Raw genomic sequence first — 24242 nt, 5'->3', positions numbered from 1 at the left:
GAGCGGGCTCGCGCTGCCATTTATCCAGCGCGGGGCAAGCCCGCTCGCCACAAAGGGTTTGATGTGTTGGTTAACGCACTACATCCAGCGCGGTGTATTCATACACGTAATGGATTTTGTCCGACGTTGACTCCAGGGTCATGGCGAGCCCCAAGTCCTCGATAAACGCGCGTGTGGTTTTATAGTCGCCCTGGTCGCATTCCAGTTTGATCGCGTCGCCCGTCAAGCTGGCAAACACCTGCCGCGCTGGAAAACGTTGGCCCACCACGCAGTTCAAGGGCGTGATGCGGGATGTGTCGGTCGGCTTGGCCGGCACATCAGCCATGGTCATGCGCGCGCTCAGCGTTTGGCCTGGGGTCCAGGTTGGCGGAATATCCAGCGTGATTTCGTGGGTCAGCAGTACGCGCCCATCGCCTATGCCATTCATCTTCGACTTCAACTGGATCAGGTCGGCCTGGGTGAGGCGGTCGACGTTGAAGCGCTCGCTGTAGATCTCCTTCTTCTTCAGCAAGCCACCCTGGGCGGTGAACGTCTCGGAAACCGGGCTATCCTTGCTGCCGTCATCCTTGGTGGACTGGGACGTGTAGGTCAGCGTCTTGAACTTCGGTTGCAGCAGCGGCGAATCAAGGCGCTGGAGCACGCTGGTCGGCACCTCGACATCGTCGATATGAGTTTCGGCCACGGTTCGAGGATAGTCAGCCGGCGCAATGTCCGGACGCAAGCGGGCGAGCAACGTACCGTCCACGCCACCCTGCAGCGAACAACTGACCCGCGATTGCGTGCCCTGTTTGCCTTCCGGCTCGACCAGCAGCACCCGCTCTACCCGCCGCGTGCCGGGCGCGGAGCCGGGTTGGGGCGGCATGGCCTGCCACTGGTCGCCGACCTTGAGCTCGCTGCGAACGTACACCGGGCTGTTTTTTTGCAACGACCCAGGTTGTTCCAGCAGTGGCGCGATGCGTTTGGCGACGTCGTCGACACCGCCTTCAACCACAAAGCCCCAGTAATAGTAGAGCCCCAACTTGCCGAGGTCGGTGCTCTCGTCAAAGTAGGACAACAGCTTCAAGCCGGCGATCGGCGGGGCGCTGACCAGCACTGAATTTTCCTCGCCGTTGGCGCGATTTTTAACCGCGATCCACGTGGTGTTCTTCTCCCGCACCAGCGGCGCATAGGCCTGCCAGGCGTCGCCGTGGGCGTGCAGGCTGGTGAAGAAACGGGCGTCACACTGGGTGAACGCCTTGAGCGTGTCGGTCAAGGCGGCGTCGCTGGCATGGGCCAGGGACGGCAGCAGCAGGGCAGAGGCGAGCAGCAGCGTAGGCGTGGGCAACTTCATTGGCGGGGATGTCCTTATCGGCGTGGGAGCTGGGCATTATCCAGACATTTATTGGCCTGGGGCAACGCAGCTCAGTGTTTGCGCTGCGTTTCAACCTTGCAGGCGCGGGCCCCAGTCCTCGGTCATGCCTTTTTCCAGGCGCCGTTCCAGGGTACGCCGCCATGACGGCACCAGCGGCAGCGCCAGGCATTCGCGCAACAACTCGGTCTCTACTTGCTTGTCGAACAGCACGGCGGACAAACGAGCCAGTGACCACTCGGCAAAGGGCCGTTCGACCCGTTGCAGGCTATCGCCCGCGCTCACCACGCCTTCCTCCAGCACCCGGTAGTACCAGCCGGTGCGGCCCGATTGCTGCACGCGCAGGGCCAGGTTGGCGACGGCGAAGCGGTCGCTGAGCTTCCAGCACGGCATGCGTCCCTGGGACACCTCGAGCAATGCCGTCCCGACCCGAATCCGATCGCCCAGGCAGACGTCATGCTCGCTCCAGCCGGTGGTACTGAAGTTCTCGCCAAAGGCCCCCGGCTGCGTGAGCAAGGGATGAGCGCCCAATTCGTCGGCCCAACGGGCGTAGTGCTCGAGCGGGTAGTGGTGAATGGCTTTTTCCACCCCGCCATGTACGCGCAGGTCGCCCTGTTCGTCGCCGTGAAGGCCCAGGGTGGAGACCTTCAGTTGGCCCTGTTGCGGCTGTTTATCGATGGCGCTCTGGGTGCCTGGGCGGGTGAATGGCTGCACGCGGCCGGTGAGCAAGGTGTCGAGGCGGATAGTGGGCAGACTCATGCAGGGACCTCCGGTATTTGATGTTCACGACAGATCAACGCGGGTGGCGAGCGCCGGCTGCTTGAAAGCGGCCCGGAAGGCGTTCGCGTGCTGCACAGCGAACCGATCTTCAAGAATGCGGTGTTGCCCTAGGTGGTAGGGCAACGGACAAATCGATCAGGACGGCATGGAGCAAGCGCAGAGGATACCTTGCCGTCGATGATCTCTTCACTAGCAAGACGTCCCACCACCGCCGCCAACATCACCCCAGGGTGCATGGCGCACACGTACACACCGCCGACCTGGGGCAGGTAACCGATGATGGGAATGCCGTCGGCCGGCATTGGCCTAAGCCCGACGCAGGCCAGTTCAGGCTCAATGCTGACCACGCCTTGGAGTTCATTCTGGATCGCTTGCGCCGTGCGTCGTGCAATCGCCATTGGCGGGTTGTCCAGGGTGTCGTCCAGGTAATCCTCTGCCGCCAGCAACGTACCGTCCGCAGCGTGCCGAACTTCCATTTCAGGGCTGGAGATCAAGGTTTTTACCAGGCTGGTGTGGGTCTTGTAGCGGATGAAAATCGCCGGGGAGGCGTTGATTGGGAGCTCGGCGCCGAGCATCTCAGCCAGCTTCGCAGTGCCTGTGCCCGCGGCCAGCACGACCACATCGGCCGCAATAAACCCCCTTGGCGTCTCGACCCCCGTTACCTGATCACCTTGAGTGGCAAAGCCCAGCACCTGAGTCTGGGTGAGCACCGTGGCCCCATGGGCCTGGGCACCTTTGACCAACGCGTGGGTGGCGGCCACGGCATCCAGGGCACCCTCTTCAGCGGCATAGGTTGCTTGTTCGGGTGGATGCTTGAGGTTGGGCTCAAGGTCGAGAATCTGCGAACGGCATACGCGACGGGCTGAAGGCACAGGTGCTGCACCGTAAGTCAGGGCGCCAGTCCAACGGATCTCCAGCCCTGGGAGCTGGGCCTGGAGGCGATGATATTCCTGGATGGCTGCATCGCGTAATTGCCCGATCGGGTCGGGGGCTGGGTGGGTGGTGTTGATCCAGGCGAATGAGGTTTTGGTTACGCCGCAGGCGATATCCTGGGCCTCGATCAGGGTGACCTTTGCGCCCCTGGTGGCCAGGTGATAGGCCAGGGAAGCGCCGACGATACCGGCACCGATGACGATGATTGTGTGGACTGGGCTGTTTTCCATGGCAACCTCGGGTTTGTCGACATGGGAAGGGTACGACAGTGGGCAGTTGGGGAGTACGCTTACTGACTGACAATGGGCACAGGGCGCCTGCAATGCCGAGCGCGACCGGCTGAAAACGACCCGGAGCGGAAGGTGAGGTATCTGCGGTTGCTTCGATGCTTTTGTATGAGCATCATCAGGCTTCGACAAGGAGACGCCCCTATGCCAAAACCCGTGCTTCATCTGATGTCAGGCAAGATTGCATCCGGTAAATCAACGCTGGCCAAAAACTTGGCAGCCGAACAGTCGGCGATCCTGCTGAGTGAGGATAATTGGCTGTCGCGGCTTTACCCTGATCAGATCAAGTCAGTCACCGATTACGTGCGTCTGTCACGTCAGATTAGAGAGGTGCTGGGCCCGCTCGTCATCGATATGCTCAATACGGGCGTGACGGTGGTCTTGGATTTTCCCGCCAACACACCTGAAGATCGACGATGGTTGCGCAGCCTCGCTGACTCAGCCGAGGTTCCCCATTGTGTCCACTACCTTGAGGTGGACGAGGACATATGTCGAGGCCGGTTGCATAGGCGCAACCGCCGCGCCGAACATGAGTTTTCTGCGACAGATGCGCAGTTCGATCTGATCACTCGCTACTTTCGGGCGCCGGACGAGGATGAAGGACTCCAGATTAAAACCCACCGCCTTTGACGGGCAGCAGCGCCTGGAGAGGACATCCGAAGTGTCCGCTTCTGCCCCAGCGTGAATCGACCGGGCTTTCGTGGACATCTCAGGGCTGCAACGTTCGAGAGCGACAACATTGCTCTAGCCCGCGCTCAACCCCCACAACACATCCAGCACATGTTGCGTCGGCCGCTCGACGTCCCCACCACGGTGGGCAATACCGAGTTCACGCCACAACAAGGGCTGTAATGGCCGCATGGCGATCCTGGTATCGGGCAATGGCGTTGAGGCTTCATGGGGCAACAGCGTCGCGCCATAACCGGCCGCGACCAGGCTTTTGATCGCATCGTTGTAGTTCAGTTGAATGCGCGGCGTGGGCTGTCGTCCATCACTGGCGAACCACTCCGAGGTCAAGCGCGAAAGCCGAGTGGTGTTGTCATTCAGAATCAATGGCTGAGCGGCCAGCCAACCAGGGTTCACCACATCCGGGCAATCCCAGCGTGCCGGCAAGAAAGCCATGACCGGGTCCCGCCGCCAGGGCTCGATCCGCAATCCCTTCACCGGGGTCTGTGGCAGCGCGACCAGACCGATCTCCAAAGAGCCCTCGGCAAGCTTCTTCAATGTTTCCTGCGACGTGAGCACCGCGACCTGCACATCGATCGCGGGATGGCGTTGGCTCAATGTCTCCAACGCTTGCGGCATCAGCTGTGCGATCGCCCCGGTGGAGGCACCCAGTCGCACACGCCCGGCCAAGCCCTGCACCTGACGCTGCACGTCCTCAAGCGCTTGCTCTGCATCCGCCAACAGGCGCCGCGCGCGTTCCACCAGCGTTTCTCCAATCGCCGACGGCTGAACGCGCCCACGCGTGCGCGACAACAGCTTGCCGCCAACCCGCGACTCCAGGTCGGCGATATGCAAACTGACCGTGGGTGGCGCGAGGTGTAGCACACGGGCCGCCTCGGCAAACGAACCCAGGTCGGCAATGGCCACCAACGTGCGCAGACGGTCCAGGCTGATTTCGCGCATGAGTCATTCCTTGTTCAGAAAAACTGAATTTCATCGTTTGGAAATTCAACTTTTCCTATCTTAGCCCCGGATTGAAGATTGCAGCTCCTGATTTCCTATGTGCGAGAGCATTCCATGGCAAGCCCCCTTGTATTCATCGACGGCGACCAAGGCACCACCGGGTTGCAAATCCACCAACGTTTAAGCGGCAGGACCGATCTGCGGCTCATCACCCTCAGCCCCGAACACCGCAAGGATCCGCAACGTCGTGCCGAAATCATCAACGCCTGCGACATCGCGATTCTCTGCTTGCCCGACGAAGCCGCCCGCGACGCTGTAGCGAGCATCGAAAACCCCGCCGTTCGGGTGATCGATGCGAGTTCGGCGCACCGCACTCATCCAGACTGGACCTATGGTTTTGCCGAGATGGACGCGCAGCAGGCCCAACGCATCGCCACGGCGCGGCGGGTCAGCAATCCCGGTTGCTATCCCACGGGGGCGATAGGGCTGCTGCGCCCATTGCTGCAGGCCGGGCTACTGCCCAGGGACTTCCCGACGAACATTCATGCGGTGTCGGGCTATTCCGGAAAAGGGCGCGCCGGAGTGCAAGAGCATGAGGGAGAGGGCGCATCGCAGGCGCCGGCGTTTCAGGTTTATGGCCTGGGGCTGGCACACAAACATATTCCGGAGATTGAGCAGCAAAGCGGTCTGATGGAACGGCCGATGTTTGTGCCGGCCTATGGGGCTTTTCGGCAGGGGATCGTGCTGACCATACCGTTGCAACTTCGGTTGTTGGCGCCGGGCGTGGATGCGGTGCGGCTGCATGCGTGCCTTACGCAGCACTACATCGATGCACACCATGTACAGGTGATGTCGATGCAGGAGGCCAAAGGGTTGACGCACCTTGATCCTCAGGCGCTCAACGGGACTGATAGTTTGCGATTGGTGGTGTGTGCAAATGATGAAACAGGGCAGGTTGTGTTGGCTGCGGTGTTTGACAATCTCGGGAAGGGAGCCGCTGGAGCGGCGGTGCAGAATCTGGATCTGATGCTTGCCGCAACATGACTGCGACTACCCACGGGCTCTCGAGTCTACGGCTGGAATGTTCGAGCGGGTGTTCCTCCAGGGATAGATCGCTCTAAAACCTCAATGCATCATGTCTCGCTGCCAGGTCTATTTATGCCGCTGGGTTTTCATAAAATGCACGCCAATGGCGATGATTTCGTTGTCGTAGACTCGCGAACTTCCCCCAATCCAATCGCAAGCAATTTGGCTGGGCTATTGGGCGATCGCAATCGAGGAATCGGCTTCAATCAAATCGCGGTGATGCTCGATTGCGATGATGCAGATGCGCGCTTGATGTTCTGGAATGCGGATGGCTCATCGCTGGACGCTTGCGGCAGCGCAACGCGGGGGGCGGCGGATATATTGATGCGCGAATCCGATATTACGTCGGTAGCCCTGCGAACCAACCGTGGCCTGCTGACTTGTGAACGCACTTCAACCGGCGCCATTTCCGTCAATATGGGAAAGCCGCTTTTCAACTGGTCGGATATTCCTCTGGCTCTTGAAATGGATACTTCGGTGTTGCCACTTGCCGGTGACCCAGCAGCTTGTAGCATGGGAAATCCGCACTGCACCTATTTTGTGGATGACCTGTCAGCCGTTGAGATAGCGACGATTGGGCCAGTAATTGAAACCAACCCTTTGTTTCCCCTCAGGACGAACGTGCATTTCGTCCAGATCATTGACCCAGAGCACATCCGGTTGCGTATTTGGGAGCGCGGAGGGGGCATTGCGCTGGGGTCAGGTTCCTGCTGTTGTGGCGCCGCGGTCAATGGAATTCGTCGTGGCTTTTTAGACAATTGCGTTGAGGTCGAATGTGACGGGGGAGCTGTAACGGTTCAATGGGATGGCGTGGGACCAGTCTTTCTCACCGGGCCGGTGGAGACGACCTTTTCAGGAATAATCACGGATACGCTGTTGAAAATCTGAGTTTAGGTGGGCCGCTATCTGAGGGAACGGGACCGAGGGAAAGCCAAGGCACAGACGGGACGGGACAGATTTATTGCCCCCTGCTTTAAATGTCTGTTATTGGTTGGTTTCGGTCTTTCTCGACCGGCTACAGTCGGCAAAAAGCGGTCTCTCAGTTTCTTTGCGAATCAGGGGTAATTTAGTCACCGGTAGAGTTGAAAAAATTGTCCGTAGCGAGCCTGGAGGATACTTAAGAAAACCCGGTTATTTTAACTCTCGGGTTATGCAGCAATGATGATATTTGATATTTTGTTATAGCGCTCATAGAGCGGGTAATGATCATCAGCTAAGGCGAAATTACAGGCTATGCATTCACCCCCTACAAGCTCCAATGACAAAAGCTACCATTAAAGTAGCCTCTGCCAGCGACAACCTATTTTTTTGAGGACTTGCTAGGTTTTAAGTCGGGTTTGTTTCCCGGTGTGTCTTTGTTATCACGGCGACGCTGATCAAGTTCACCGGTTGACTTGGCAATTGGCTTTGGGCCTGGTTTAAGAGCCATAACGTTTCTCCTTGATGTTAATATTTATTTTGGTTGTTGCAGAATCAGCTTATTGGTTCTGATGAATACTTTCAATAGACATAAGACGCTTAATTTTAGCTATGTGAAAAATTGAATTAGCTTTGGCAGCATATACTTGTTATCTAAAGATAGACCTGTTTGTTGATTTACGCCCATTGGTGCGACGTTGCAGGTAGCACAGCACGCCCAGAGTCATTCGAGCATCGCCTCGGGCGCGGTGGGCGCCGACCTCCGGCCCCGCATTCGCTGGTGGCCTTGATCAGCATGATCCAGCGCCATTGGAAGCCCTGGCGCCCTTCTACCCATTCACCATTCCATGAGGCATACAGCGGCATTGCGCAGGCGGTAGTCAGCTGGGGGGGGTGGTTAGTCCGTGGCGCCGGCGGGTCAGCGACAATAGGCGCCGATCTAAGGAGACGCTGTAAGCCACGACCATTCACCCCGCGGCGATAGCCGCATATTGCTCAGCCACCTCTGGCCCGGTCAATGCGGAGGCCATCATGTCGTCGGTGATACCTATGAGTCCATGTGAAATTGTGCACGGTCTGAGACAACCAGACCAAGGCCTCCTGACATGGGTATCGGCAGGCCCACCTGATGTTCACGGAAAGTCATATTAGTTAAAAGGACTATAGTGGTGTGAGGGAAAATGGGGTCAGGTATGTACTCGTCCACCACGAAATTTCGCTGTCAAGCCGCTGGCACCCCGAGATTTAAGGACTGCTTCTGGCGAAAGAAGACTGATGTGTTGGGCGGGTAGGAGATATCGTGGTTCGAAGGTGCAATTTGAGTGGCTGATTAAGTACCTGCTGTCCCCAACAGTCCTAGCCGCTTTGCTTCCAGATGTGACATGTATTTCATGGGCTGAAATTCAACCGAGAAGTTAGACTTGCTACGAGAACCTTGCCAGAGCTGGACGTGTTCATTTTGTCCTGCGAGAACTAACGCGATGATCTCAATCGCAGTGAGGGGCATGTCTGGGCCGAAATAGATGCCGGTAAGTGCTTCGGAAGGATACCGATAGGCCGTGCCGGCTTGGCTATGAATAGCACGCCACTCGTGCTCGTAAGCCCAATCAATCGCTTTGGTACAATATAGATCGGACACAGGATCGGAGTCTTCACCGCACAGGATTGGAACGATGTCGAGAATAGGCATGTCTTGTGTGTAGCGGACCTTCTTAATCTTGTGAAATGGATCGGCCAAGGTTGAAAACTGCAGGCAGAACCCTTTGCAATGATCCCCGTAGTGGGACCACATCAACAAGTTGTCCTTCTTCTCTGAAAAGCAACTGACCCCACGTTGTGACAGAAACCTTTTGATCATGTCATCTAAGGTTTTTTGACCTGTGCGAAGGAGCATATTCCGAAGCTCAGCAGGAGATGCCTTCTCGAACTCTCGCCGAATCCCATTTTCGATTTCGGGCTTCGCTAAGTAATGGCTTCGCAATTTCTCAACATCGGCGTCAGTTGGCTCCTTGATGAGCGGTGAAAGCGCGCAGTCGTAAGGGTCATTGAAAGCGAGCGGGGAACCGAAATAGATTATTTGGTCCTTCAGGTTCTGAAGCGACTGTGCGGTAAAACGCTCGTATTTGTAGAGGTGCAGCGGCAATGACATGGGTCTAACTTCCTGGATAAAAACCTGACGCTACTATTTAGCCATCAGTCTGTCCACTGTCCGCTTCTGGCCGTTTTCAGTCGGTTGTCACCGGCAGAAATCGGCCAAGAGCAGTCGCTCGTGGCGGCGTAAAACGACCAGACCGCGCTATTGCTCTTCACCATCAGACAAGGGAATCAAAAGCCGGGAAGTAGTCTTTAGCGAAAATCATCAGTACGCTACGCGGCTCTCAAATAGTGTGCCGCAAGGAAGAAAACTATGTTTCTTAATCGCTGGAGCTACACCCTAGCAGGGTGCCTACTATCACAGTTGTGCATGGCCGGCACGTTTCATATCGATCCTCGCAGTGAGAGCCTATATCAGCAGGCCGTCCCGTATCTACAACAGGCGAATAGCAAGCTCGAAGCAGTACCGGCTAACACTCCTACAGCAAGCGCAGAAGAGAAGACGCGCTCCTGGGCCCTGATCGATGAAGGTGGCGCACTGTTAAAGCCAGCGATCACTCTTCTTGAGCAGGCAGCCGCCCTTGATCATCCCGTGGCCCAATATCGTCTCGGACTGATCTATGTGATGCTGTATCCGAGCGAAGTCATAAAAGAGAAAGCTTGCCCCTTGTTTGAAAAAAGCCTTGCTCACGGCTTTGCTCCACCGGCACTTGAGATTTCATCCTGGTGTTTGGCGTACACCGACACGACCCTGTACCAAACAGCATTGCAGGCCACAGAGACCAGCATGCCAATCTATGAAAAATACTTTCCACAGCCTGTTGTGAGGCTTGAGTGCAAGCGGGAACAACCTGTGGGCCTTGCTATGCAGTGGGGCAGCAGTCGTGACTACCAAGCGGAGATTTACCGGTTACAGGGGGACAGTAACCGCGCACAACGCTCGAAATACTATCAAAAGGCTCTCGATATTAATGACTGTTACAGCGTGAAAAGGCGCATGGGGGATCGCAAGTAACCTCACGCGTGATACTGGCTCCGATGCATGCTGCTTGTTCCGTCGCGAGCGTCCGCTTCTGGCCGATTTCTGCCGGTGACAACCGACTGAAAACGGCCAAAAGCTGCCCCCTCATCCCCATACCGGTCTACCATGCCACCCCGACAGTGGCCAAACGCGCTATCGGCCCCAAGCCCTCAAGGTATCGCCAATGACCTCGTTTACCCGTAACAGCCCATCCTCAACCTCATCGAAGGCGGCGCAATGAGCATCGACCAGATCAGCCTGCCCAAGGGCGTAGGCCCGCACGCTAGCAAGTTGTTGGACGCGATTACCGGCGCCAGCACCCTCGACGACCTTAACCGCGCTGGCGGCAAGGCCGAAGGCTTTGTGTTGGGGCTGGAGGCCAGCAAAGCCATCAAGAGCCAGATCGCCGAGTCGTTGTATGTGGCATATGACGACGCCGCGAGTCATCGGGCCAGCGAACTGAAGGGCTAGCCAATACAGGGCATGCGTAGCCCCCGCACTCGCCTGTGTGGGCAGACGCTTTTTGTAGGAGCTGGCTTGCCAGCGAAAAACCGGAGAGCGACGCAGAACACCTGATGTCCTGCGTTATCGCTGGCAAGTCAGCTCCTACGAGCGGGAACCGGGAGCGCACGGTGGACGAGTTTCTACAGTTCATTGAATTTTTGGTGGCGGGTTTGAGTCATTGGTAAAGGCTCGGCACCACTTGCGAGCGCCATCTACATAGGGACCGCCAATGACCTTCTTTATCTTCCTGCTCGCCTGCGCCACCGCCGCCAGCACCGGCATCATGTTCAAGCCTGGTGCCTGGTATGAATCCCTGGTCAAGCCGCGTTTTACCCCGCCCAACTGGTTGTTCCCGGTGGCCTGGACACTGATCTACCTGCTGCTGGCCTGGGCCGGTTATCGCTTGAGCCTGATCCCTGGCAGTCAAACGGTACTGGCCTTGTGGGCGGCGCAGATTGCATTGAACACGCTGTGGACCCCGGTGTTTTTCGGCGCGCATCGGATCTTCGCCGCGATGGTGGTTATCACCCTGCTTTGGCTCACCGTGGCAACCATGGTGGTGTTGGCGGTGCGCCTGGACCTGATCACTGGATTGATCCTGTTCCCGTACCTGGCGTGGCTGTGTGTGGCCGCGGCGTTGAATTTCTCGATCCTGCGCAGTAACCGTTGATGGCCTACGAGCCTTGGCCCGCCAGTGCGCCTGAACTGGCACAAATGCGCCGCTTCAATAAAAAGCTTGCCTGGCTGCCGCGCTTTAAAATCCGCAATCGGGTCACCCCTCGATTAATCCAGGCGTTATTGCGCGTCAGTCAACACATCAAGAAGGGGCCCGCGGCTGAGGCTCGGTTGGTGGGTGTAGATGGCGTTCAAGTGCCCGTGCGCATTCTGCGGCCCAGCGGCAGAATCAAAGGCGTGGTCCTGGATATCCACGGTGGCGGCTGGGTGATTGGCAATGCGCAGATGGATGATGAGTTGAACCTGGGCATGGTGCGGGCGTGCGAGGTGGCGGTGGTTTCGGTGGATTATCGGCTCGCCGTGGACACACCGATTGAAGGGCTGATGGACGACTGCCTGAGCGCCGCGCGCTGGTTGCTCACTGAGCACGAGTTTGCCGGCCTGCCGGTGATTGTTGTGGGCGAATCGGCCGGTGCCCATCTGGCCGCGGCGACGTTGCTGGCGTTGAAGCAGTGGCCGCAACTGCTCGCGCGGGTCAGCGGGACGCTGTTGTATTACGGCGTCTACGATTTGGCCGGCACGCCGAGCGTACACGCAGCCGGGCCGCAGACGCTGTTACTCGATGGTCCGGGGATGGTCGACGCACTGCGCCTGCTGACCCCGGGCTTGAGCGATGAGGCGCGTCGGCAGCCGCCGTTGTCGCCGCTGTATGGCGATTTTACCGGCTTGCCGGCTGCGTTGATGTTTGTCGGCGAGTTGGACCCGCTCAAGGATGACACCCTGGACATCGCCGAGCGCTGGGGGGCGGCCGCGCAGGTGCAGGCGTATCTCTTGCCGGAGTCGGCACATGGCTTTATTCATTTTCCGGTGGCGTTGGCCGAGCGCGTGCTTGCGCATGGTCGCGCGTGGATAACCGCCAGGATCCAGGCGTCGGATCGTTAAGCGTGTACGCCGGTCCTGAGACCTGGCAGGGCGGGGCGGCTTGGCTTCAGCCTGCTGCGCGGTGGAGCTTTTTCACCCGGTACATATCGCCATCGGCATAGCTGAGCAGGGTGTCGGCATCTTCCCCTTCAGCCGGGTAGCGCGCCACGCCGATACTGCATGATGGCATCTTCACCGGGCCAAATTCAGGGCCAAGGGGGGCGGCCATGATGGCGAGAATCTGCTGCACCTTCTCGGCCACGGCGTCTTCTGAATGAAGGTCGGTCAACAACACGGTGAACTCATCGCCACCCATTCGCGCCACCGTGTCGGTCTCACGCACGCAGCTTTCCAGGCGCCGCGCAATGGTGCACAGCACGCGGTCGCCCGCGGCGTGCCCGTGTACATCGTTGATGCCCTTGAAGTCATTGATATCCAGGAACAGCAAGGCCAGGGTGCTGTTCTGTCGGCGTGCATTGCGCAAGGCCGAGTCCAGCCGATCATTGAACAGCGAGCGGTTGGTCAGGGCGGTCAGCGGGTCGTGATGGGCGAGGAAGCGCAGTTCCTCCTCGGCCTGGGTGAGGGCCGTTATATCCCGTGCCACGCCGATCCGCGCGCCGACGTCCTCGGACCAGAATGCTGCCCACAGAATATGGACGATGCCGCCATCCTTGCGGATATAGCGGTTGCGGAAGTCGACATGGGGCTGGCCGTTCATCACCCGGATAATCGAGGCTCGGGTGGCCGCCAGGTCCTCAGGGTGCATATAGTCGGTGATCACAGTCCCTGTCAGCTCGTCGGCACGGTAGCCGAGCAGCGCCTCGCAGGCGTCACTGACAAATGCAATCTGGCTGTCCCTGTCGACCACGAAAACCGTATCCAGCATCAGATGGATCAGTTTGGGATAGAGCGCTTGCAGGTCCACGGGCATAGGTCAGTGCAATCCGGTTCAAATACCGGCCTGATCATATCCTGAACCCGCCAGCTGACAATGAGGAATCTTGACGATCGGCCTACCGCCGATCTACCCATACCGTCTGCGCATTGCAGAATTCCCGCACGCCAAAATGTGACAGTTCGCGGCCAAACCCACTCTTTTTCACCCCGCCAAACGCCACTCGAGGATCGGACACGCTGTACGCGTTGATAAAGATGCCGCCGGTTTCCAACTGGTTGGCGATTTTCTGCGCTTTGGCCGGATCCCTGCTGAAGATGCTCGCGGTCAGGCCGAACTCGCTGTCGTTGGCCAGGGCGACCGCGTGGTCGGCGTCGCGGGCGGTGATGATCGAGGCGACGGGGCCAAACAGTTCCTGTTTGAACGAGGTCATTTGGTCGGTGACATTGGCCAGTACGGTGGGGGCGTAGTAGTTACCCGTTCCTTCGACGGGATGGCCGCCGAGCAACAGGGTGGCGCCTTCTTCCAGGGTGGCCTGGACCTGGCCGTGCAGTTCGTCACGCAGGTCGAAACGGGCCATGGGGCCGATGTAGGTGTCGCTCGCTGTCGGGTCGCCCATCACCAGTTGGCGGCTGGCTTCGAGGAACTTGGCGGTGAAGGCTTCGACCACGCCTTGCTCGATAATCAGGCGCTTGGCGGCGGCGCAGACCTGTCCGGAGTTCTGGAAGCGGCCGATCACCGCGGCTTGCACGGCGGCGTCGAGGTCGGCGTCGTCGAGCACGATGAACGGGTCGGAGCCGCCCAGTTCCAACACGCACTTTTTCAACGCGGCGCCGGCCTGGGAGCCAATGGCGATACCTGCGCGCACGCTGCCGGTAAGGGTTACGGCGGCGATGCGTGGGTCGGCGATGGCCTTGGATACGCCGTCCGGGGTGACGTTGATCACTTCGAACAACCCCTCGGCAAAACCGGCTTTATGGAAGGCTTGTTTCATCAGGTAGGCGCTGCCCATCACGTTGGGCGCATGCTTGAGCACGTAGGTATTGCCGCTGAGCATGGTCGGCACCGCGCCGCGCAGTACCTGCCAGACCGGGAAGTTCCACGGCATCACGGCGAGGATCGGGCCCAGTGGGCGGTACTCAATCTGGGCGCTGCCGTTGTCCACCAGCGTCGGCTCCGGTGCAAGCATGGCGGGGCCATGGGCGGCGTACCACTCGGCCAGCAAGGCGCATTTCTCGATTTCGCCACGGGCCTGGGCGATGGGCTTGCCCATTTCCAGGGTGATCATTTGCGCCATCTGCTCGGCTTGCTCGCGCAGGGCGCCGGCCAGGGCCAGCAGCAATTGGGCGCGTTGCGCCACGGGCGTGTTGCGACCATTGGCAAAGGCGGTGCTGGCGCGGGTGAGGGCGGCGTCCAGTTGCGCGGCGGACTCGTAGGGGTAGCTGCCCACGGTTTGGCCATTGGCGGGGTTGATCGACAAGGCATGGGTCTGGTGAGAAATAGCGTTCATGGCACCGTCCTGCGCAGCATTGGGGAAGGTGCCCAGCGTACGGGGCTGTATCTTTTCCGTGAACTGAATAATATTAAGCAATACGTTCACGATTGGAGAATGAATTGGATCTGGTGCAACTGGAGATTTTCAAGGCCGTAGCCGAGCAAGGCAGCATCAGTGCCGCCGCGCAGTTGATTCACCGTGTGCCGTCGAACCTGACCACGCGCATCAAGCAACTGGAGCAGGACCTGGGAGTCGAGCTGTTTATCCGTGAGAAAAGTCGACTGCGCCTGTCGCCTGCCGGCTGGAATTTTTTGGGCTACGCGCGGCGCATTCTCGATCTGGTGCAAGAGGCCCGCGCCACTGTGGCGGGGGAGGAACCCCAGGGGCCATTTGCCCTGGGTTCGCTGGAGAGCACCGCTGCCGTGCGTATCCCGGCGTTGCTCGCCGCCTATAACCAGAAACACGCCAAGGTCGAACTGGACCTGAGCACCGGGCCCTCGGGGACGATGATCGAAGGCGTGCTATCGGGCCGACTGGCGGCCGCGTTTGTCGATGGCCCGGTGCTGCATCCGACCCTGGAGGGGGTGGCGGTGTTTGAAGAAGAGATGGTGGTGATTGCGCCGTTGCATCATGGGCCGATCACCCGTGGGCAGGATGTGACCGGGGAGAGCATCTACACCTTCCGTTCCAACTGTTCGTACCGGCACCACTTTGAGCGCTGGTTTTCCCAGGATGGCGCGGTGCCGGGGAAGATTTTCGAGATGGAGTCGTACCACGGCATGCTCGCCTGCGTCAGCGCCGGCGCGGGTTTGGCGCTGATGCCACGCAGCATGCTCGAGAGCATGCCGGGGTTTACCACGGTGAGCGTGTGGCCGTTGGCGGACGAGTTCCGCCTGCTGAACACTTGGTTGATCTGGCGTCGGGGCACGGTGTCACAGAGCCTGGACAGTTTTGTACAACTGCTCCAAGAGCGGACCCATTGTGGCGAGCGGGCTAGCCCCGCGTTGGGCTGCGAAGCGGCCCTAAACCCCTAGCGCGGTGTTTTTGCCTGAATTAAGTAGTGGGGCTGCTGCGCAGCCCAACGCGGGGCAAGCCCGCTCGCCACAGGGTGGGGGGGCAGCCACCGAACTGCAGGGTGCCCATCGCCAATTTGGCCATCAGCGCTGTGGCGCCCAATTGCACGAGCCACAAGGCCAGACCGCCGAGGAAGACGCCCAGGGCGACTTGCAGGACCAGGCTTTTTTGCCGCTTGGCTTGAGGCGTGCGCGGGGTGAAGTGGTCCAGTTCGTCGCGGTCGGCACGCAGGTCCAGGTCGTCGTTTCTCATAGAAAGTCTCATCGCAAAGGGCAGTCGTGCTTCAGTCTAAGGGGCTTGCCTTGCCAGCGCTGAGCTTTTTGTAGGAGCGAGCTCGCTCCTACAGGGGCAAGGCACAAAAAAGGGGAAGCCGCTGGCTTCCCCTTTGTACCTCGCGATCAGGCTTACAGCACCTGCACAATCGCCTTGGTCACGGCATCGATGTTCGCCTGGTTCAACGCGGCCACGCAGATGCGGCCGGTGTCGAGGGCGTAGATGCCGAATTCGCTGCGCAGGCGGGTGACTTGCTCTACGGTCAGGCCCGAGTAGGAGAACATCCCGCGCTGGCGACCGACGAAGCTGAAGTCGTGGCCCGGAGCAGCCTTGGCCAGTTCGCTGACCATCTGCTCGCGCATGCCACGAATGCGCAGGCGCATTTCGGCCAGTTCGGCTTCCCACTGGGCGCGCAGTTGCGGGTTGTTGAGCACCGCCGCCACGATCGCCGCGCCGTGGGTCGGCGGGTTGGAGTAGTTGGTGCGGATCACGCGCTTGACCTGGGACAGGATGCGCGCGCTTTCTTCTTTTGATTCGCTGACGATGGACAGTGCACCCACGCGCTCGCCGTACAGCGAGAACGATTTGGAGAACGAGCTGGACACAAAGAAGGTCAGGCCGGACTCGGCGAACAAGCGCACCGCCGCGGCGTCTTCGTCGATACCGTCGCCAAAGCCCTGGTAGGCCATGTCGAGGAACGGCACCAGGTTCTTGGCCTTGACCACTTCCAGTACGTCTTTCCAGTCGGCCGGGCTCAGGTCGACGCCGGTCGGGTTGTGGCAGCAGGCGTGCAGCACGACGATGGACTGGGCGGGCAGGGCGTTGAGGTCTTCCAGCAGGCCGGCACGGTTTACGTCGTGGGTGGCAGCGTCGTAGTAGCGGTAGGTCTGCACCGGGAAGCCGGCTTTTTCAAACAGCGCCTGGTGGTTTTCCCAGCTTGGGTCGCTGATGGCGACGACGGCGTTGGGCAGCAGTTGCTTGAGGAAGTCGGCGCCGATTTTCAGTGCGCCGGTGCCACCAACGGCTTGGGCGGTGATCACACGGCCAGCGCTCAACAACGGTGATTGCTCGCCGAACAGCAGCTTTTGCACGGCCAGGTCGTAGGCGGCAATGCCATCGATCGGCAAGTAGCCACGGGCGGCGTGTTGCGCCACGCGAATGGCTTCCGCTTCGGCAACGGCACGCAGGAGTGGAATCTTCCCCTCCTCGTTGCAGTAAACGCCTACGCCAAGGTTGACCTTGGTAGTACGGGTATCGGCGTTGAATGCTTCGTTGAGGCCCAGGATAGGATCGCGTGGTGCCATTTCGACAGCGGAGAACAGGCTCATTTTTGCGGCAGCTCTATGGGGGAATGGAGGGACGTGTCGCGCTCCAGCCGAATGCACTAGAGCGGTGCACAAACGGGGAGCTAGTATAGAGGCCAACACCGCTCGCGGCGACAGCCGAAACGGCTTTTCAGCCAAGTTTTTCGGTTTATTTATCGACCGTTAGTCTTATTGCAACATTGATGGCCTCAGGCATGTAGGGCGCTTGCCTTGAAACCCGTCACATTCGCCTCCACTTCTACAGCTATCATGGTTTTTTCCTACTGCCTGCTCTGAAGTTTTGCGGGCTGTGGTCTTTTTCGTCCCCGACGGGTTTACAGTCTGGGGTGACTTCAAGAGGTACGTTATGTCGGATTTCCAACTAGTCACCCGCTTTGAACCTGCTGGCGACCAGCCCGAAGCTATTCGCCTGATGGTCGAAGGCATCGAGGCCGGCCTGGCGCACCAGACGCTGCTCGGGGTGACCGGTTCGGGCAAGACCTTCAGCATCGCCAACGTGATTGCACAGATCAACCGCCCGACCCTGGTGCTGGCGCCGAACAAGACCCTGGCCGCGCAGCTGTACGGTGAGTTCAAGGCGTTCTTCCCAAACAACGCGGTGGAGTACTTCGTTTCCTATTACGACTACTACCAGCCCGAAGCCTATGTGCCGTCTTCCGATACCTTTATCGAGAAGGATGCCTCGATCAACGACCATATCGAGCAGATGCGACTGTCGGCGACCAAGGCCCTGCTGGAGCGCAAGGATGCGATCATCGTCACCACGGTGTCGTGCATCTACGGCCTGGGCAGCCCGGAAACCTATCTGAAGATGGTGCTGCACGTCGATCGCGGCGACAAACTCGACCAGCGCGCCTTGCTGCGGCGCCTGGCGGATTTGCAGTACACCCGCAACGACATGGACTTCGCCCGCGCGACCTTCCGGGTGCGGGGTGATGTGATCGATATTTACCCGGCCGAATCGGACCTCGAAGCGATCCGTATCGAGCTGTTCGATGATGAAGTCGAGAGCCTGTCGGCCTTCGACCCGTTGACCGGCGAAGTGATCCGCAAACTGCCGCGCTTCACCTTCTATCCAAAAAGCCACTACGTGACCCCGCGTGAAACCCTTTTGGATGCCATGGAAGGGATCAAGGCCGAGCTTGCCGAGCGCCTCGAATACCTGCGCGCCAACAATAAACTGGTGGAAGCCCAGCGGTTGGAGCAGCGCACGCGTTTTGACCTGGAGATGATCCTGGAGCTGGGTTACTGCAACGGCATCGAAAACTACTCGCGCTACCTGTCGGGTCGTGAGTCCGGCGCGCCGCCGCCGACCCTCTACGACTACCTGCCGGCAGATGCGTTGCTGGTGATCGACGAATCCCACGTCAGCGTGCCGCAAGTCGGCGCCATGTATAAAGGCGACCGCTCGCGCAAGGAAACCCTGGTGGAGTACGGCTTCCGCCTGCCTTCGGCACTGGATAACCGGCCGATGCGCTTTGACGAATGGGAAAGCATCAGCCCGCAGACCATCTTTGTTTCTGCCACGCCGGGCAACTACGAGGCCGAGCATGCTGGGCGGGTGATCGAGCAACTGGTGCGCCCCACCGGCCTGGTCGACCCGCAAATCGAAATCCGCCCGGCCCTGACCCAGGTCGATGACCTGCTGTCGGAAATCACCAAGCGCGTGGCCCTGGAAGAGCGGGTGCTGGTCACCACGCTGACCAAGCGCATGTCCGAAGACCTTACCGATTACCTGGCCGACCACGGTGTGCGTGTGCGTTACCTGCACTCGGACATCGATACCGTGGAACGTGTAGAGATCATCCGCGACCTGCGTCTGGGTACCTTCGATGTGCTGGTGGGGATCAACCTGCTGCGTGAAGGCCTGGACATGCCCGAGGTGTCGCTGGTGGCGATTCTCGATGCCGACAAGGAAGGTTTCCTGCGCTCCGAGCGCTCGCTGATCCAGACCATCGGCCGTGCCGCGCGTAACCTCAATGGCCGCGCCATCCTGTATGCCGACCGCATCACCGGCTCCATGGAGCGCGCCATTGGTGAGACCGAGCGTCGTCGCGAAAAGCAGATTGCCTTCAACCTGGCCAATGGCATCACCCCTAAAGGTGTGTTCAAGGACGTGGCCGACATCATGGAAGGCGCCACCGTGCCCGGTTCGCGCAGCAAGAAGCGCAAAGGCATGGCCAAGGCCGCCGAAGAAAGCGCCAAGTACGAAAACGAACTGCGTTCGCCGAGTGAAATCACCAAGCGGATCCGCCAGTTGGAAGAGAAAATGTACCAGTTGGCGCGGGACCTGGAGTTTGAAGCGGCGGCGCAGATGCGTGACGAGATTGGCAAGTTGCGTGAGCGGTTGCTGGCGGTCTGATTTGCGCTGACTGTTGGGGCCTCATCGCAGGCAAGCCAGCTCTCACATTGGGATGTGTGAATACATTCAAATGTGGGGGCTGGCTTGCCTGCGATGGCGGCGCCTCGGTCTAATGGGCTTCCCCCGCCTTGAGCCCAGCCGGCAACGCCTTGGTCAAAAAGATCGCCAGCATACTCACCGCCAACGCCAACCCGACAAAGTGAAACGCATCGTTATAGGCCATGATCTGTGCCTGTTGGTGGGCGATTTCACTGAGCTTGGCCAGCGCCGCCGTTTCATTGCCAAACGTCTGCGTCAGTGTCGCCATGCGCTCGGCCACTTGCGGGTTGGTCGGGACAATCGCCTCGCGCAAGTAATCAAAGTAGGTCTTGGTCCGTGCATCCAGCAGGGTTGCCAGCAGCGCAATGCCGATGGCCCCGCCCAGGTTGCGCAGGATGTTGAACAGGCTCGACGCCGAGCCCGCGTCCTGAGGCAGGATGTACGCCGTGGCGATCAACGAAATGGTGACCATGATCAGCGGCTGGCCAAGGGCACGGATGATCTGGATCTGGTTGAACTGGCTGCCGGCAAAGTCTGGATTGAGCACGCCCGAGGAAAAACTCGCGAAACCAAACAGGCCGAATCCCACCGCGCAAAGCCATTTCGGTGACACGTATTTCATCAATTTCGGCACCAGCGGGATCAGGAACAGCTGCGGCACGCCCATCCACATGATCACTTCGCCGATTTGCAGGGCGTTGTAGTTCTGGATCTGCGCCAGGTACAACGGCAGCAGGTAGATCGAGCCATACAGCCCCACGCCCATGCCCAGGCTGGAAATACTCGACAGGCCGAAGTTGCGGTTGGCCAGGATACCCAGGTTGATCAGCGGGTTGGGCTTGGACAGTTGCACGATGACGAAAGTGATCAGGCTCAACAGCGCGATGCTGCCCAGGCTGACGATCAGGCTCGACTCCAGCCAGTCCTTGCGATGCCCCTCTTCAAGAAACACCTGCAAACAACCGAGGCCCACGGCCAGGGTCAGGATGCCCATGTAGTCGGTGCTTTTGAGTAGCTCCCAGTGCGCGGCCTTTTTCTCCAGGCCGTAGAGCAGGCCGGCGATCATCAACAGCCCTGGCGGTACGTTGATATAGAAGATGTATTCCCAGCCCCAGTTTTCCGTGAGCCAGCCGCCGATGGTCGGGCCGATGGATGGCGCAAAGGTGGCGGTCATGGCGAACATCGCCATGCCCTTGGCGCGATGGTGTTCGGGCAGTTTGATCAGGGTCAGGGTGAAGGCCAGCGGGATCAGCGCGCCGCCGGTAAAGCCTTGCAGGGCACGGAATACAATCATGCTTTCCAGGCTCCAGGCCATGGAGCACATCAGCGAGGCGATCAGGAAACCCACCGAGACCCACACCGCCAGGCGCCGTGCCGACAGCAACTGCACCAGCCAGGCGGTGAGGGGGATCATGATGATTTCGGCGACAAGGTAGGAGGTGGAAATCCACGAGCCTTCTTCCAGGGTGGCCGACAGCGCGCCCTGGATATCCTTGAGCGAGGAGTTGGTGATCTGGATGTCGAGCACCGCCATAAAGGCGCCGAGCATCACGCTCATCACCGCGATCCAGTCGCGCCGGGTCGGTTCGCCGACCGGGCGCAGCAGTTGATCACCGGCCATGGTCAGGGTCTTGGATCTGCACTTTGACGGTTACCGACATGCCGGGGCGGATCTTGCCCTGCAACGGGTTGTCGGCGGCAAACGTAAGTTTTACCGGGATCCGTTGTACGACTTTGGTGAAGTTGCCGGTGGCATTGTCTGGCGGCAATAGGCTGAACTGCGCGCCGGAAGCCGCGAACAAACTGTCGACGCGGGCTTCGATAGGGGTGTCGCCATAGGCATCGAAGATCAGTTCGGCTTTTTGCCCTGGGGCCATATGGCCGATCTGGGTTTCCTTGAAGTTGGCCTGGATCCAGATGTCTTGGTCTGGAACGATGGACAGCAGATACGCGCCGGTCTGCACATATTGGCCGTTGCGCGCGGCGCGCTGACCGACCAGGCCACTGATGGGGGCGTGGATTTCGCTGCGGGTCAGGTTCAACTCGGCTTGGGCCAGGTCGGCGCGGGCATTGGCGATCTGCGCGTCGAGGCGCTTGATCTCGGCGTTCAGGGCGCTGACCTGTTGGCGCTGGCCTTGCAGGTCGGCCTGGGCCTTGGCGACCTGGGAGCGGGCGATGTGGTTGTCGGCAGACAGGGTAGTGACGCGTTCTTCCGATACATAACCGGGTTTGCGCAGGGTTTGCGCGCGGGACAAGTCGATCTGCGCGCGGCCCAGGGTCGCCTGGCTGGACGACACCTGGGCATCGGCGGCGGCGATCAGGCTGGCCTGCTGGGTCAGTTTGCTCGTGGCCTGCAGGCGTTCGGCCTCGCGGGTGGCGAGGGTCGCGTTGGCGCGGTCGATGGCCAGCAGGAAGTCGTCCTGTTCCAGAATGACCAGCAACTGGCCTTTTTCCACGTGCTCGTTATCGCCCACCTTGACCTCGGCGATGCGCGCGCCGAGCTGGCTGGAGATCCGGGTGATTTCGCCCTGCACGTAGGCGTTGTCGGTGCTTTCATAAAAGCGCCCCTTGAAGAACCAATGGGCAAAGAAGCCCGCGGCGATCAAGGCGACGATAAACAGGAAGATAAACAGGCGGCGTTTGAGTTGGGCAGGCATGGCGGCGCAGTGTCAGTTACAAAAGGTAATGGAATATAGCCAGCTAACGATCTGGCAAATAGCTATGTCGAGGTTCCAGCCCCAACCTTGGCTTATATGCCCTTTGTTGATCGGCCCACGCTGGAGCCGGGGGGCTTGGGGCTGTTACCATTCGCCCCTTGTTTTATTTTCAGCTTTATTGCCCATTCGAGACCCGCCATGACCACCGTCCGCACGCGCATCGCGCCATCGCCTACTGGGGATCCCCACGTCGGCACTGCCTACATCGCCTTGTTCAACTACTGCTTTGCCAAGCAGCATGGCGGTGAATTCATCCTGCGGATCGAAGACACGGACCAAGTGCGTTCGACCCGTGAGTCGGAACAGCAGATTTTCGATGCCCTGCGCTGGTTGGGCATTACCTGGGCAGAAGGCCCGGATGTGGGCGGCCCACACGGCCCTTATCGCCAGAGCGAACGCAGCGACATCTACAAGAAGTACACCCAGCAACTGGTCGACATGGGCCACGCCTTCCCGTGCTTCTGCACCGCTGAAGAGCTGGACCAGATGCGCGCCGAGCAACAGGCCCGTGGCGAAACCCCGCGCTACGACGGCCGCGCGCTGCTGCTGTCCAAGGAAGAAGTGGCCGCGCGCCTGGCCGCTGGCGAGCCTCATGTGATCCGCATGAAGGTGCCGAGCGAAGGCGTTTGCGTGGTACCGGACATGCTGCGTGGCGACGTGGAGATCCCGTGGGATCGCATGGACATGCAAGTGCTGATGAAGACCGACGGCCTGCCGACGTACTTCCTGGCCAATGTGGTCGATGACCACCTGATGGGCATCACCCACGTGCTGCGTGGCGAAGAGTGGCTGCCGTCGGCACCGAAACTGATCCTGCTCTACGAATACTTCGGCTGGGAACAACCGCAGTTGTGCTACATGCCGCTGCTGCGTAACCCGGACAAGAGCAAGCTGTCCAAGCGCAAGAACCCGACTTCGGTGACGTTCTACGAGCGCATGGGCTTTATGCCTGAAGCGATGCTCAACTACTTGGGCCGCATGGGCTGGTCGATGCCGGACGAGCGCGAGAAGTTCTCGTTGCAGGAAATGGTCGATAACTTCGACCTGTCCCGCGTGTCGCTGGGCGGGCCGATCTTCGATATCGAGAAGCTGTCGTGGCTCAACGGCCAATGGTTGCGTGACCTGCCGGTACAAGAGTTCGCCAGCCGTGTGCAGCAGTGGGCGTTGAACCCCGAGTACATGATGAAGATCGCGCCGCTGGTGCAGGGCAGGGTGGAGACGTTCAGCCAGGTCGCCCCTCTGGCCAGCTTCTTCTTTGCCGGTGGCGTGAACCCGGATGCCAAGCTGTTCGAGTCCAAGAAGCTCTCGGGGGACCAGGTCCGCCAGTTGATGCAGTTGATCCTGTGGAAGCTCGAAAGCCTGCGCCAGTGGGAGAAGGATGCGATCACCGCGACTATCCAGGCCGTGGTCGAATCCCTGGAATTGAAGCTGCGCGACGCGATGCCCCTGATGTTTGCCGCGATTACCGGGCAAGCCAGTTCGGTGTCGGTGCTTGATGCGATGGAAATCCTTGGTCCGGACCTGACCCGTTTCCGTCTGCGCCAAGCCCTTGATTTGCTTGGTGGTGTGTCGAAGAAAGAAAACAAGGAATGGGAAAAGCTGCTGGGCGCGATCGCCTAGTCAGGTGTTGGTGAGGTCAAAACCCCGGCTTTGCGGGGTTTTGATGGTAAGTGATTGTTATCCCGGCAAAAAACTTTGGAAATTGTTGAAAATAAATTTGACAGCCTTTCAAAGCGCCATTAAGATTCGCCCCGTCCTCACCGATGAGGGGCTATAGCTCAGCTGGGAGAGCGCTTGCATGGCATGCAAGAGGTCAACGGTTCGATCCCGTTTAGCTCCACCAATTTACAGGTTCAAGGTCTGGCC

At 59.5% G+C, this 24242-nt stretch carries 20 protein-coding genes, 1 tRNA gene and 1 pseudogene; 11 read left to right on the top strand and 11 right to left on the bottom strand.

Annotation, left to right across the window (positions count from 1 at the left end; genetic code table 11):
* Nucleotides 1-70 precede the first annotated feature (70 nt).
* From BHC62_RS06680 to BHC62_RS06670, 3 genes are all read right to left on the bottom strand, one after another.
* Nucleotides 71-1330, bottom strand: a complete 1260-nt coding sequence (locus BHC62_RS06680) for a hypothetical protein (protein ID WP_070994544.1) — start codon at nt 1328-1330, stop codon at nt 71-73.
* A gap of 90 nt (nt 1331-1420) precedes the next feature.
* The gene (locus tag BHC62_RS06675) at nt 1421-2107 is read right to left on the bottom strand and encodes an MOSC domain-containing protein (RefSeq protein WP_070994543.1); all 687 of its coding nucleotides are present in this window, start codon (nt 2105-2107) and stop codon (nt 1421-1423) included.
* 128 nt (nt 2108-2235) lie between these two features.
* Entirely contained in the window at nt 2236-3291 is a 1056-nt protein-coding gene (locus BHC62_RS06670; protein WP_070994542.1) for an FAD-binding oxidoreductase, read from the bottom strand.
* Between the two features lie 201 nt (nt 3292-3492).
* Here BHC62_RS06670 and BHC62_RS06665 point away from each other — a divergent pair, with 201 nt between their 5' ends.
* On the top strand, nt 3493-3978 hold the full coding sequence (locus BHC62_RS06665; RefSeq protein WP_070994541.1) for an ATP-binding protein: 486 nt from the start codon (nt 3493-3495) through the stop codon (nt 3976-3978).
* 114 nt (nt 3979-4092) lie between these two features.
* On the opposite strand, the gene BHC62_RS06660 is transcribed toward BHC62_RS06665, so the two are convergent.
* A complete protein-coding gene (locus BHC62_RS06660) occupies nt 4093-4977 on the bottom strand; it encodes a LysR family transcriptional regulator (RefSeq protein ID WP_070994540.1) in 885 nt (294 codons plus the stop codon).
* Between the two features lie 114 nt (nt 4978-5091).
* Here BHC62_RS06660 and argC point away from each other — a divergent pair, with 114 nt between their 5' ends.
* Nucleotides 5092-6021, top strand: coding sequence for an N-acetyl-gamma-glutamyl-phosphate reductase (argC, locus tag BHC62_RS06655; protein WP_070994539.1), 930 nt, complete (start codon nt 5092-5094; stop codon nt 6019-6021).
* Between the two features lie 114 nt (nt 6022-6135).
* Entirely contained in the window at nt 6136-6951 is an 816-nt protein-coding gene (gene dapF / locus BHC62_RS06650; protein ID WP_070994538.1) for a diaminopimelate epimerase, read from the top strand.
* Between the two features lie 1360 nt (nt 6952-8311).
* Here the strand turns inward: dapF and BHC62_RS06645 are convergent.
* A complete protein-coding gene (locus tag BHC62_RS06645) occupies nt 8312-9130 on the bottom strand; it encodes a DUF2971 domain-containing protein (RefSeq protein ID WP_070994537.1) in 819 nt (272 codons plus the stop codon).
* Between the two features lie 258 nt (nt 9131-9388).
* Between BHC62_RS06645 and BHC62_RS06640 the strand changes: the two genes are divergently transcribed.
* The 4 genes from BHC62_RS06640 (at nt 9389) to BHC62_RS06625 (ending at nt 12217) form a co-directional block, all read left to right on the top strand.
* Nucleotides 9389-10090 (top strand): hypothetical protein, encoded by a 702-nt coding sequence (locus BHC62_RS06640; RefSeq protein WP_070994536.1) that lies wholly within the window; start codon nt 9389-9391, stop codon nt 10088-10090.
* Between the two features lie 243 nt (nt 10091-10333).
* Complete coding sequence (locus BHC62_RS06635; RefSeq protein WP_029294085.1) at nt 10334-10567, top strand: hypothetical protein; 234 nt, start codon at nt 10334-10336, stop codon at nt 10565-10567.
* A 262-nt stretch (nt 10568-10829) separates the two neighbouring features.
* Nucleotides 10830-11270: a TspO/MBR family protein gene (locus BHC62_RS06630; protein ID WP_029294087.1), complete on the top strand. Its 441-nt coding sequence runs from the start codon at nt 10830-10832 to the stop codon at nt 11268-11270.
* The gene (locus tag BHC62_RS06625) at nt 11270-12217 is read left to right on the top strand and encodes an alpha/beta hydrolase fold domain-containing protein (protein WP_070994535.1); all 948 of its coding nucleotides are present in this window, start codon (nt 11270-11272) and stop codon (nt 12215-12217) included. Before BHC62_RS06630 ends, BHC62_RS06625 begins: the two co-directional genes overlap by 1 nt.
* 46 nt (nt 12218-12263) lie before the next feature.
* Here the strand turns inward: BHC62_RS06625 and BHC62_RS06620 are convergent, their stop codons facing one another.
* Both BHC62_RS06620 and BHC62_RS06615 read right to left on the bottom strand, forming a co-directional pair.
* Nucleotides 12264-13127, bottom strand: coding sequence for a sensor domain-containing diguanylate cyclase (locus BHC62_RS06620; RefSeq protein ID WP_070994534.1), 864 nt, complete (start codon nt 13125-13127; stop codon nt 12264-12266).
* Between the two features lie 82 nt (nt 13128-13209).
* Nucleotides 13210-14601, bottom strand: a complete 1392-nt coding sequence (locus tag BHC62_RS06615) for an aldehyde dehydrogenase family protein (RefSeq protein WP_070994533.1) — start codon at nt 14599-14601, stop codon at nt 13210-13212.
* Nucleotides 14602-14705: 104 nt separating this feature from the next.
* Here BHC62_RS06615 and BHC62_RS06610 point away from each other — a divergent pair, with 104 nt between their 5' ends.
* Nucleotides 14706-15620: a LysR family transcriptional regulator gene (locus tag BHC62_RS06610; protein ID WP_070994532.1), complete on the top strand. Its 915-nt coding sequence runs from the start codon at nt 14706-14708 to the stop codon at nt 15618-15620.
* 85 nt (nt 15621-15705) lie between these two features.
* Here BHC62_RS06610 and BHC62_RS06605 read toward each other — a convergent pair.
* Together BHC62_RS06605 and BHC62_RS06600 are read right to left on the bottom strand one after the other, a co-directional pair.
* Nucleotides 15706-15912: pseudogene (locus tag BHC62_RS06605) on the bottom strand (hypothetical protein); the annotation flags it as partial.
* Between the two features lie 152 nt (nt 15913-16064).
* On the bottom strand, nt 16065-17261 hold the full coding sequence (locus tag BHC62_RS06600) for an amino acid aminotransferase (RefSeq protein WP_029294100.1): 1197 nt from the start codon (nt 17259-17261) through the stop codon (nt 16065-16067).
* Nucleotides 17262-17604: 343 nt separating this feature from the next.
* On the opposite strand from BHC62_RS06600, the gene uvrB reads away from it, so the two are divergent.
* Complete coding sequence (gene uvrB / locus BHC62_RS06595; protein ID WP_029294101.1) at nt 17605-19620, top strand: excinuclease ABC subunit UvrB; 2016 nt, start codon at nt 17605-17607, stop codon at nt 19618-19620.
* A gap of 109 nt (nt 19621-19729) precedes the next feature.
* On the opposite strand, the gene BHC62_RS06590 is transcribed toward uvrB, so the two are convergent.
* Both BHC62_RS06590 and BHC62_RS06585 read right to left on the bottom strand, forming a co-directional pair.
* Nucleotides 19730-21220 carry an MDR family MFS transporter gene (locus BHC62_RS06590; RefSeq protein WP_169851778.1) on the bottom strand — a complete coding sequence of 497 codons (1491 nt, stop codon included), beginning with the start codon at nt 21218-21220 and terminating at the stop codon, nt 19730-19732.
* 49 nt (nt 21221-21269) lie between these two features.
* Nucleotides 21270-22316, bottom strand: coding sequence for an HlyD family secretion protein (locus BHC62_RS06585; RefSeq protein ID WP_070994531.1), 1047 nt, complete (start codon nt 22314-22316; stop codon nt 21270-21272).
* Between the two features lie 198 nt (nt 22317-22514).
* On the opposite strand from BHC62_RS06585, the gene gltX reads away from it, so the two are divergent.
* Nucleotides 22515-23996, top strand: a complete 1482-nt coding sequence (gene gltX, locus BHC62_RS06580) for a glutamate--tRNA ligase (protein ID WP_070994530.1) — start codon at nt 22515-22517, stop codon at nt 23994-23996.
* A 147-nt stretch (nt 23997-24143) separates the two neighbouring features.
* Nucleotides 24144-24219: transfer RNA gene (locus BHC62_RS06575), tRNA-Ala, on the top strand.
* The last annotated feature ends 23 nt before the right edge of the window (nt 24220-24242 follow it).

The sequence above is a fragment of the Pseudomonas sp. 06C 126 genome, assembly GCF_001855215.1.
In the GTDB taxonomy this organism is placed as follows: Bacteria; Pseudomonadota; Gammaproteobacteria; order Pseudomonadales; family Pseudomonadaceae; genus Aquipseudomonas; species Aquipseudomonas proteolytica.
Note: the sequence above shows the minus strand (reverse complement) of the source record. Positions and strands in the feature narration are given on the sequence as shown.